This is a genomic window from Nocardioides sp. (assembly GCF_031422975.1).
GTDB lineage: Bacteria > Actinomycetota > Actinomycetes > Propionibacteriales > Nocardioidaceae > Nocardioides.
In genome coordinates this window covers 1-8,354 of sequence record NZ_JANPEO010000626.1, presented here as the reverse complement: position 1 = coordinate 8,354, position 8,354 = coordinate 1, and the positions used below count along the sequence as shown (strand labels likewise).

At 64.9% G+C, this 8,354-nt stretch carries 9 protein-coding genes and 1 pseudogene; 8 read left to right on the top strand and 2 right to left on the bottom strand.

The annotated features are described in order from the left end of the window. The 7 genes and pseudogenes from RMO85_RS18640 to RMO85_RS18610 form a co-directional block, all read left to right on the top strand. Positions 1-1,737, top strand: a 1,737-nt coding sequence (locus RMO85_RS18640; protein WP_310530214.1) for a cbb3-type cytochrome c oxidase subunit I, incomplete at its 5' end; no start/stop codon positions are given. Beyond that, positions 1,737-2,546: a hypothetical protein gene (locus RMO85_RS18635; protein ID WP_310530213.1), complete on the top strand. Its 810-nt coding sequence runs from the start codon at positions 1,737-1,739 to the stop codon at positions 2,544-2,546. The genes RMO85_RS18640 and RMO85_RS18635, both read left to right, overlap by 1 nt. Then, a complete protein-coding gene (locus RMO85_RS18630) occupies positions 2,474-3,394 on the top strand; it encodes a slipin family protein (protein ID WP_397204324.1) in 921 nt (306 codons plus the stop codon). The genes RMO85_RS18635 and RMO85_RS18630 overlap by 73 nt, the downstream gene beginning before the upstream one ends. A 170-nt stretch (positions 3,395-3,564) precedes the next feature. After that, entirely contained in the window at positions 3,565-3,750 is a 186-nt protein-coding gene (locus RMO85_RS18625) for a hypothetical protein (protein WP_310530212.1), read from the top strand. A gap of 31 nt (positions 3,751-3,781) precedes the next feature. Further along, on the top strand, positions 3,782-4,948 hold the full coding sequence (locus RMO85_RS18620; RefSeq protein WP_310530211.1) for a TIGR04053 family radical SAM/SPASM domain-containing protein: 1,167 nt from the start codon (positions 3,782-3,784) through the stop codon (positions 4,946-4,948). Next, the gene (gene hemG / locus RMO85_RS18615) at positions 4,945-6,378 is read left to right on the top strand and encodes a protoporphyrinogen oxidase (protein ID WP_310530210.1); all 1,434 of its coding nucleotides are present in this window, start codon (positions 4,945-4,947) and stop codon (positions 6,376-6,378) included. The genes RMO85_RS18620 and hemG overlap by 4 nt, the downstream gene beginning before the upstream one ends. Before the next feature lie 229 nt (positions 6,379-6,607). Continuing rightward, positions 6,608-6,820 (top strand): annotated as a pseudogene (locus tag RMO85_RS18610) (aldehyde dehydrogenase family protein); the annotation flags it as partial. 115 nt (positions 6,821-6,935) lie between these two features. Here RMO85_RS18610 and RMO85_RS18605 read toward each other — a convergent pair. Then, the gene (locus RMO85_RS18605; protein WP_310530217.1) at positions 6,936-7,106 is read right to left on the bottom strand and encodes a hypothetical protein; all 171 of its coding nucleotides are present in this window, start codon (positions 7,104-7,106) and stop codon (positions 6,936-6,938) included. A 138-nt stretch (positions 7,107-7,244) separates the two neighbouring features. Here RMO85_RS18605 and RMO85_RS18600 point away from each other — a divergent pair, with 138 nt between their 5' ends. Then, entirely contained in the window at positions 7,245-7,916 is a 672-nt protein-coding gene (locus RMO85_RS18600) for a tyrosine-type recombinase/integrase (protein WP_310530209.1), read from the top strand. Positions 7,917-7,945: 29 nt separating this feature from the next. Here RMO85_RS18600 and sodN read toward each other — a convergent pair whose 3' ends face one another. Continuing rightward, positions 7,946-8,341, bottom strand: a complete 396-nt coding sequence (gene sodN, locus RMO85_RS18595; RefSeq protein WP_310530215.1) for a superoxide dismutase, Ni — start codon at positions 8,339-8,341, stop codon at positions 7,946-7,948. Between the last annotated feature and the right edge of the window lie 13 nt (positions 8,342-8,354).

Genomic DNA, 8,354 nt, shown 5'->3' with positions numbered 1-8,354 from the left:
GCCGACATCATTGTGTGGAGTGGTCTCTCCCTGGTCGCCCTGATGGCTGCTACGGGCGTGTTGTTCGGCTTGTACGGGCGCTGGAGCAAGAGCATGGGCTGGCAACACGGGGAGGAGGCGCCGGCGCTTGCGTTCCGGCAGCCCGGTGACGTCGAGGTGACACCGGCGCAGAGCGCCACCGCGTGGTTCTTCTTCGTGGTCGCCATCCTGTTCCTGGGTCAGGCACTTCTCGGGGCCGCCATCGAGCACTACCGCGCCGACCTGTCGAGCTTCTTCGGCTTCGACCTCGCCCGCGTGCTGCCCTTCAACCTCGCCAGGACCTGGCACGTCCAGCTGTCCCTGTTGTGGACAGCCGCCTCGTTCCTGGCGGCCGGCATCTTCCTGGCCCCCTACATCTCGGGGCGTGAACCCAAGCGGCAGCACTGGCTCGCTTACGGACTGCTCGGGGCTCTCGCTGTTGTCATCGCGGGATCCTTTGTCGGTGAGGCGTTGAGCATCTTCGGCGTCGAAGCCGCCGAAGGGTCACCGTTCTGGGATCAACAGTGGGAATACCTCGATCTGCCGAAAGTGTGGCAGGGGCTGCTCGTGGTCGGACTCTTCTTGTGGATCACGATCATCTATCGCGGCATTCGCGCCCGCCTGAAGACCGAGCACCGGTTCAACCTTCCGTGGCTCTTCTTCTACTCCGGCCTGGCTATCCCCGCGTTCTACGCCGTCGGCATGCTCGCCGGCCCTAGAACACATCTGACTGTCGCCGAGTTCTGGCGGTTCTGGGTGGTCCACCTGTGGGTCGAGGACTTCCTGGAGCTGTTCACCACGGTCATGGTGGCCTACATCTTCGTCATGCTCGGTGTGGTGCGCCGGAGAATCGCGATGCAGATCATCCTCCTCGATGTCATCTTGTACTCCGCCGGCGGCGTGATCGGAACGATGCATCACCTGTACTTCTCCGGCACTCCGGTCGAGCACATGGCGTTGGGCGCGTTCTTCTCCGCGCTCGAGGTCATTCCCCTGACATTCCTGACCATCGAGGCGTGGAGTTTCCTTCAGCTAGGCGCCCGCCAAGAATCACGCAGCTCTGCCCCCTTCCCGCACCGTTGGTCGGTGATGTTCCTGGTGGCAGTGGGATTCTGGAACTTCCTGGGCGCCGGCGTCTTCGGGTTCCTGATCAATCTGCCAATCATTTCGTACTACGAGATCGGGACAGCGCTGACGGCCAATCACGCGCACGCCGCCATGATGGGCGTCTATGGGATGTTGGGTGTGGGTTTGGCGCTATTCGCGCTGCGCTACCTCATCCCTGCGCAGCGATGGCCAGACAGGCTCGCCAAGATGTCTTTCTGGTCGCTCAACATCGGCCTCGCGTGGATGACTTTTGCCACCCTGCTGCCGCTGGGAGTCCTTCAGTTGTACTACTCCATCAACGAGGGCTACTACGAGGCTCGCACGTTGGCCTTCATCACCCAGCCCGGAAACGCCGTCCTGGAGTGGTTGCGGTTGCCGGGGGACGTCATCTTCATCGTCGGAGGAGTGCTTCCATTCCTGTGGATCGCCTGGCTCGGGGTGCGATACCGCATCAAGGGAACCACCTACGAGGTGCCCATGGAAGAGCTCTTCATCGAGGAGCAGCCTCTGACGGCCGTCGGCGCGGGCGCAGTGAGTCCGAACTCCACGTACAGCTCGGACGAGCGCCGTCGTACCGAGGATGACGGTGCCGGTCCAGGCGGGGGCAGTTGATGGCTTCGATCGACGCTGCGGTCTGGTTCGCCGTGAGTTACGGCGTCTTCCTTCTGTTCGTCGCACACGTCCTGGACCGCCTGGCTCGACGAACCGCGGCGCGCACGAACGCCTGGCGCTCGGGCGGATTCACGTACCACGAGGATCACGATGCCTGGATCTGCCCGGAAGACCAGTGGTTGTGGCCAATCTCCTTTGATCCGGACAACCGTGTGATGCGGTATCGCGCCGCCCCCACGGTGTGCAACGCGTGTCCGGTCAAGGGCACCTGCACCACGTCCGAGCACGGACGGCAGGTGGGCCGAAATGTAGACCCCTGGCCCAACTCTGAGGCCGAGCGGTTCCACCGGGGCATCGCCTGCGTTGTCGTGGTGCTCGCTCTCGTCTGGCCCCTGGCCGTCATGTTCCAGAACCGCACCGTCCTTGAGCTGACGATGTTGGGCGGGGCGACCGCCGCGATTGCTCTGGGTAGCTGGCCCCTGTGGTCTCACCTGCGTGGGTCCCCGGCAGGCTTCCCCGACCACGTCAAGGTTGAGGGGCTGGACGAGACGGTCGCAGCACACCTGGCCGCAACGGCGAGCGTTGCGCGACGACGCACCGACTACGGCAGCGACCGGCGGGCTGAAGCGATCGCTGTCCACACCGAAGAGCACCCCGGTTTCGGTGCCCCGACACAGACCGGAGTCGAGACAGGCATGACGAAAGGCCCCACAGTGCGCAACTTGTTCGAGAACCGATGGTCGGCATTCGAGAAGGACACAGACGTCCAGGAGCCATCTGCAGGCTCGAGCAGGTGGAAGAAGAGATGACGCCGTGGCAGCTCGCCATTCTCATCGTTGTGGTCGTAGCCCTCGTAGAGCTTGCCGCATCGGGGAAGGTCCTGCGGGAGTATGAGCGGGGAGTGGCATTTCGGCTCGGTCGCCTACGCCCGGTCCTCGCACCCGGCGTACATCTGATCTTCCCCGGACTGGACAAGATGGTGCGCGTCGACCTGCGAATCGTGACCCTGACGATCCCGCCGCAGGAAGTCATCACCAAGGACAACGTCCCCGCCCGCGTCAACGCGGTTGTCCTCTTCCGGGTCACCGACCCCATCCGCTCGGTCATGGCGGTCGAGAACCATGCCGTGGCCACCTCCCAGATGGCCCAGACCACTCTGCGCTCGGTCGTGGGCCGCGCCGACTTGGACACGCTGCTCGCGCACCGGGCCGACCTCAACGAGGACCTCGCCAAGAGCATCAACGCCCAGACCGAGCCGTGGGGCGTAGAGGTCAAGGTGGTGGAGATCAAGGATGTCGAGATCCCCCAGGCGATGCAGCGCGCCATGGCCCGTGAGGCAGAAGCCGAACGGGACAGGCGGGCCAAGATCATCAACGCCCACGGTGAGCTGCAGGCGTCGGAAGAGTTGGGCCAGGCCGCGGAGATTCTCAGCCGCAATCCGGCGTCCCTGCAGTTGCGCTACTTACAAACCCTGCTTGAGCTGGGGGCCGACCAGAACTCCACTGTCGTCTTCCCGCTACCGATGGACATCATCGGGCCCTTTCTCAACAAGGTTCCCCAGTGGTTGGACAACACCGCAGAACCCACGCAGCAGGACCTGACGGCTGACGACACTGCGCGACCCCGGTCAACCGCAGCGACCGGGTCGACCCCTTAGACCCGGCGGCCACCGCAATGAATGCTGACTCCCAGACCGATAGGACACAGAAATGCAGAGCAATGGCTGACATCCCACCAGGACCCGAGACAACGACGGCCAGCGAACACCCGTCCCCATCTACAGGGGATCGCACACGAGGGGTCGGCTGGATCATCATCGGAGCAACCGTGGCTCTCTTTGCGCCCCTGACCGGATTCCTCGGTGGCACCATCGTGGGTTCTTCCGGCGATGCCGGTGAGCTCGATCCGCGGTTCTTGTGGCTCTTCGTCGGCATGGTCATCGGAGGCATGGGTGGGGTCGTCGCCATCCTGGGTGTGCTGCGCTGGAACCAAGCGAACCACGGCTCGAGATGAGGGCGCCATGACGGTTACACACGCCCGCCCCGTGCGACTTCTGCACCACGACGCGTCCGAGCGGCCCTTCATCGTCATCTGGGAAGTCACGCGCGCCTGCCAGCTCGCGTGCACACACTGCCGTGCCGAGGCCATCCGCAGCCGTAACCCCTTCGAACTCACCACTGACGAGGGTCGACGGCTGTTGGACGATCTCGCCTCGTTCGGTGCCCCCCGCCCGCTCGTGGTCCTCACCGGCGGTGACCCTTTCGAGCGACCTGATCTGCCGGAGCTGGTCGCGCACGGCACCAAGCTCGGCCTGAGCATGGCTCTGTCGCCCTCAGTCACGGACCGGCTCACACGCAAGGTCCTCGTCGAGCTGTACGACGCTGGAGCCAAGGCAGTTTCACTGTCCCTGGACGGGTCTTCTGCCGAGATCCATGATTCCTTTCGAGGCGTCGAAGGAGTCTTTGACGACACGATGGTTGCCGCACGCATGGTCCGTGACGTGGGCTTTCGCCTGCAGATCAACACGACCGTCACCCGAAGCACCGTGCACGAGCTGCCGAAGATCCTGAAGGCCGTCCTCGAGTTGGGGGCAACCCTGTGGAGCGTGTTCTTTCTCGTCCCGACCGGGCGAGGCAAATTGTTGGAACCGCTCACAGCGGCCGAGGAGGAGGAGGTCTTGCACTGGTTGCATGACGTCTCAGGGCTGGTGGCGATCAAGGCGACCGAAGCGCCTCACTATCGGCGAATTGCCATGCAACGAGCCGGCGTGGGTGACGTCGACGAGGCATTCCCCTTGGGACCGCTTCGCGCTCAGCTGCGCCGCGACACCGCCGACCTGCTCACCGGCCAAGAACCGCAACGTCGCCACCCGCGTGCACCGATCGATGTCAACTCGGGCCGCGGCTTCGCCTTCGTAGACCACGTGGGAATGGTCTATCCCAGCGGCTTCCTGCCAGTCGCTGTCGGCTCGGTCCGCGACACGCGATTCCCCGAGATCTACCGCGATTCTGCGCTCCTGCAGGCGCTGCGTACCCCAGACGCGTTCGGCGGTAAGTGCGGGCAATGCGAGTTCAGAACCGTCTGCGGAGGCTCGCGCTCACATGCGTATGCGACCACCGGGGATCCACTGGCGGAGGATCCGAGTTGCCTGTACCAACCAGGCTCGTTCCGAGATCTTGATCCACTCACGACATCGCGAGGGACACCGTGACGTCGCGCGCACCCCACGTCGTGGTGATGGGAGCGGGGATCACGGGCCTGACCACGGCGTACCGGCTGCGACAGCACAGGCCGGAGATCCGGATCACCGTGGTCGAGGGATCCGCTCGCCCCGGCGGCAAGATCATCACCGATCATGTTGACGGCTTCGTGATCGAAGGCGGTCCGGACTCCATCGTGACGTTCAAGCCACAAGCCCTTGACCTCGCGTTGGAGCTCGGCCTGGCCGGACGGCTTCGCTCCAACGACGTGAGCACGTCCGGCACCTACGTCATGCATCGTGGCCGGCCGCGGCGCCTCCCGGACGGCATGAACGGGTTCATCCCTCGGCGGATCTGGCCGATCGCCAAGACGCGTCTCCTTACCCCGGCCGCCAAGTTCCGCCTGCTCCTCGAGTACGCCGTACCTGCACGTCGCGACCCGAGCGACGAGTCGGTCGAGTCCTTCGTGTCCCGGCGGCTTGGCGCCCAGGCCTACCGGCGGCTCGTGGAGCCCCTGGTGAGCGGGATCTTCGCCGCTGACCCCGCCCACCTGAGCCTGCAGGCAACCATGCCGCAGCTGCGAGCGGCTGAGGAGAAGCACGGCAGTCTGGTCCGGTCTGTGCTGGAGGAACGACGGGCGGCTCGGCGTGCCCGGCGTTCGCCGACAAAGACGCCGAGCGCGATGATGGCGATGGTTGCCCCCATGGCTGGGATGGGTGAGCTCGTCGAGGCACTCGGACGCAATCTTCCCGGGGTCGACATGCTCTTGAACACGCGGGTGGTCGCCATCGACCACGCCCACAACGGTGGCTACTCGGTAGAGATCGCAACCGCACGTGGCCGAGAGTGGCTGCCTGCCGATGCGGTCGTGATTGCCGTTCCGGCGACAGCCGCCGCCGACGCACTCCAAGGACTGGACCACGGCCTCGCAGGGGTGCTTCGCGAGACGCCGTACTCCTCAAGCGCCACGGTGAGCCTGGGATACCGTGCGGCCGATGTACCGAAACGGCTCGAGGGACACGGCTACTTGGTTCCCGCGCAGGAGCGTCGGATGGCGCGGGCCTGCACTTGGAGCTCTTCGAAGTACGCCGGCAGAGCCCCAGACGGGCACGTCCTGCTTCGGGTCTCGTTGGGTGGCGCAGGCAGGGCGACACTCGCCGGGATGCCCGATTCGCAGCTGATGTCGATGGCGCAGGGGGAGCTCGCTGCTTCGTTGGGGATCACCGCGGAACCTGTAGTGGGGAGGGTCTATCCATGGACTGGGGTGATGCCGCAGTACACGGTGGGTCACCTGAGCCGAGTTGCGGCCGCCGAAAGGATCCTCTCTGCCCACCCGGGAATCGTTTTGGCCGGTAGCGGCTACCACGGGCTGAGTATTCCTGACTGCATCGGGTCAGCTGAGCGCGCGGCGGCCGCGGTCCTCGCCAGCGTCGATGCATAGAGCGTCGGCTTGTTCTGGGTGCTGCATGCCTCCTGCCAACCCTCCACACACTCGGGTCGAACAGTCAACGCCCGGTAGAAGTGCTTGACCTCGGATTCATGAATGTCGACGACAACAACACCGCGGACGCGTGGGGCGATGAGTACCGTGTGGTTCGCGAAGCGATGGACTGGGTCGAGGCGCGAGTTTCAGACCGATCCCAAGACGACCGCCCGTTCCACCAAAGGCGTTGCTCGGAGTTCCTCAGATCAAAGGCGAAGTCCTCAACCATCCGTGTAATCCGGTAGCGCAGCAGGAGACGTTCTGGCCCGAGCTGACGCTCCAGTGCTTTCGCTCGGAAACCGAGGCGATCGAGCTGGCCAACGACGTCGACCTCGCGCTGGCCTCGAGCGTCTGGACCTCCGACCACGGCACCGCCCACCGCTGCTCGGTCGACCTCGACCTCGACTTCGGCTGCGTGTGCGTGAACACCCACATCCCGCTGGTGGCCGAGATGCCGCACGCGGCTTCAAGCAGAGCGGCTACGGCAAGAACCGCTCACAGTACGGGCTGGAGGACTACACGCGCGTCAAGCACGGCTGATCGTCAGCCCAGGGCGCCACCGCGTCGGCCAGGTCGACCACCGCCCGCGGAGCATCCAGAAGGAAGGCCATGAAGGCTACGTCGATGTACAGCCGGGTGCGGGGCTCGAACTCGGGCGACCGCACCACCGACCAGAGGTCGTGCACCGCGCGCAGGTTCCGGCGCCGTTGCGAGTACGGAGATTGTGGCCACCGCACGGTCGTTGGAGTCACGGAGGACAGCGGCGACAAGGTGGTCCTTGGTGCCGATGTGAGAGAGCAACATCCGGTCACTCGTGTCGAGCGATGCCGCCAGCGGCCGGAGACTCTGCTGGCCGAGCGTCCCTCCATCAAACGCCTCAAGAATCTCCGCGGCGCAGCGCAGCGATCCGAGCCGAATATCGCCCTGACGGTTCTCGACGAACTTCGATGTCTCAACTTTTTTCGCTCCCTCTAGCCGCTCCCCAGGCTTCTTTCGGCCTCGGCATGTACGACGTCGACTACTTGCGTCGCTCGATTCGCGTCGAGCGTCAGCGGCTACAATCCGGCGAGCTTGCCCCGTTGAAGTCGAAGACGTCGCGAAGAACGGTCCCGGTCGGTCAGGTGGTCCTGGATGCGATCACCTCGCACCTGAGTATGTTTCCCGGCACCCACACGGCGCTGTTCGTCGACGAGTTCGGTGCGCCCCTGACGTACCGACGATGGAAGGGGCTGTGGAGGGACGCGGCCCAGGCGGCGGACGTCGCTGCGACGAGTCACGATCTCAGGCACTTCGCGGCCTCGGCCCTAAGCTCCGGCGGTGCGTCCGTCAAGCAGGTGCAGACGTTCCTCGGGCACGCGTCCGCGGTCATCACCCTGCGGACCTACGCGCACATGTTCCCCGGCGATGAGGACCGGACCCGGAACGTGCTGGACGCCGCTCTCAGTCCTGCGGCCCTTGCGGACTCTGTGCGGACTGAGGCGGCGTCCATATACTAAAAGCGCAGGTCAGAAGCCTGCGGAGACCGTCAGGCCTTCTTGGTCTCCCAGAAGATCTCGGCGATCTCGTCGATCTTGGCGAGCAGCTCGTCGGCCTTGCCGGCGTCGAGCTCACCCTTGGTGCCGCTGGCACCGGCGAGCTTGGTGGCCTCGTTGACGAGGGTGTGGAGCTGGGGGTACTTCTCGAAGTGCGGCGGCTTGAAGTAGTCGGTCCACAGCACCCACAGGTGGTGCTTGACCAGCTCGGCGCGCTGCTCCTTGATGAGGATCGCGCGGGTGCGGAAGTCGGGGTCGTCGTTGTCCGCGACCTTGGCGATGTTCGCCTTGTTGGACTCGGCATCGATGCGTGCCTGGGCGGGGTCGTAGACGCCGCACGGCAGGTCGCAGTGTGCCGAGACGTCGGTGATGCGGAACAGGGACAGCATGTCTCTCTCTCCT